The sequence below is a fragment of the Sporomusa sp. genome, assembly GCF_057736855.1.
In genome coordinates this window covers 1-2,022 of record NZ_JBYKYF010000427.1, presented here as the reverse complement: position 1 = coordinate 2,022, position 2,022 = coordinate 1, and the positions used below count along the sequence as shown (strand labels likewise).

At 64.0% G+C, this 2,022-nt stretch carries 3 protein-coding genes; all 3 read right to left on the bottom strand.

The window, feature by feature from the left end; genetic code table 11:
* The coding region (locus AC29Z1_RS17210; RefSeq protein WP_488272673.1) for a GNAT family N-acetyltransferase at positions 1-394 on the bottom strand (394 nt) is incomplete at its 3' end.
* The gene (locus AC29Z1_RS17205) at positions 376-729 is read right to left on the bottom strand and encodes a cupin domain-containing protein (protein WP_488272672.1); all 354 of its coding nucleotides are present in this window, start codon (positions 727-729) and stop codon (positions 376-378) included. The genes AC29Z1_RS17205 and AC29Z1_RS17210, both read right to left, overlap by 19 nt.
* Positions 730-751: 22 nt before the next feature.
* Positions 752-2,022 (bottom strand): GNAT family N-acetyltransferase (locus tag AC29Z1_RS17200; RefSeq protein WP_488272671.1); only part of this gene is annotated, 1,271 nt, incomplete at its 5' end.

Genomic DNA, 2,022 nt, shown 5'->3' with positions numbered 1-2,022 from the left:
ACCAGAAGTCCCAATAATACCCGATGGTGCAAAGGCCCGCAAAGCCTTGCCTCCGGGCTTCATCTTCTGCGGCTCTCATGAGGGCCCTGCCCACTCCCTGTCCCTTGAACCGGCTCTGTGCCACGAGACACGGAAGCACGGCCAGGTCCTCTCCGAGGGGTCCCCACGGGGAAACACCTATTGGGAGGACATAGGCGAAGCCCGCGGGGTTTTCCCCGACGAAGGCCACTTTCACCCGCACACCCTCGGCGTACATTCTCTCCAGCCAGGACCTCCGCGTTCGGGCGCATGCATCGATCTCCTGCGATTCGCCCACGTGAGTACACGCACCCACATAGTACGCGGCACGGTCATCCTTCCCCGGTTCCAGGTCGATCACGGTGACTTCGGGCACGGGCTTCTCCTCCAGTCGGCCTCAGCCAGTTGATTGATCCACTTATCCCACCCGCACCGTTTTCTGTCCACAGGCCCCCTCAGGCCGGCACACCTCACCAGCACGCTGAAGGCATCTTCCGATGTCTGGAGCCCGTGGGGTATGTTCTGCGGACTCACCACCGGATCGCCCGCTCTGACTTCCACCCTCTCGTGGCCCACGACGGCGTAGCCTGAGCCCTCCCGGCCGTAAAACAGGGCGTCAACGGGCGTGGTATGGACGGGCAGAGTCTTCCCCAGACCCAGCAGGACGTTGGTGATGGTCACCTTCTCCGACGACGGCCCGTTGAAGCTCACCCAACCCGGCCCCTTTACAGGCTCAGACTAAGCGCTTGTAGAACAGATGAGGCGTCCACCACGGACCCCGGCTGTCCGGATCGAAGGCAAAGCCCAGGCGGCGGAAGAGGGTTTGGGACTGCCAGTGTATGCGCTGCTCTTCGCATTCTTCCTCCGCGGCAAAGGCTTCTATGCGAACGTAACCCCGCGAACGGGCGTAGTCCTCGGCGGCGCGGAGCAGGGCTGACCCCCTTCCCTGCCGGAGCGCGGTCTGACCGACGTTGATGCATATGATGTTGAGGGTCCGCTCCAGGTCTTCGTTGCTCGAGCATGTGGCGTAGCCGATGCGCCTGGCCACCGGCTTGGGCAGGAAGGTGATCATCCCCACACAAGTGTCACCCTGCATGGCCAGGAGACCCATCGTCCCGTACTCAAGGATCATTTCCTTCCAGAACGGATAAGACGGGCTCATGCCGGCTTTGGGATAAGGGTAGACACACTGCCAGGGGGAGATCAGCCCGCATACACCGTAGGCGGCGTCGTCGAGGGTGATCTCGCGGATCCTGAGAGGACCGGGCGCAAGGCTTGCCCCCTCCACCCCCCGCAGATCTCCCGTCAACTCCTTCAGGTGTACGGCCACAGACGACTCGTTGACGATGCGGTCGACCTCCGCGGCCAGGCTCCGCAAATCGTCGCCGGCGGACGCCCGCCTTATCCGCCAAAGCGCCCCGTCCACGCGGGCGTCCGAGAGCCCGGTGTAGTTGTACATCCCCCCGCTCCCGTACATCTGGCTGGTACCGTACCGGGTTGGGTCGAGAGGCAGCGAGAAAACGAGAAGGAAGGCGTGAAAGAGATCCCTGGCCACCGCCTGCCTCGCGTGCCACCTGCCCATCGAGACGGTCTCCACCCGTATCCCGTACTCCTCCCACTCGCAACGGATGGCCTCCACCAGAGCCGGGACTTCGGGCAGCTCGTCCTCATACACCATCCTCAACCGGACGCCCTGTGGCATCAGACCCTCGACTTGTTCCGAAGGCTGCGCCGGCGACTCGTACAGCCAGGGATGAAAGAAACCGGGAATCCTCCCGGTGCGGCACGCGGCCAGTAGCAGAACGTTGCGGCGAACGCGAGGGTCGTCCATGGGCGGCACGCCGAGCCGGCACCCGAGCACCGCCACCTTGGCGTCGGGGATGTCTCCGGAAGACCCCACCCCCAGCCCGGCACTCCTCCGGGTCTCGAGTTCTTCGACCGTCTCCAGTTCGAATCCCCGGCGGTTAAGATCAAGAACGATGCGGTCGTACGGCGGGTCGACCC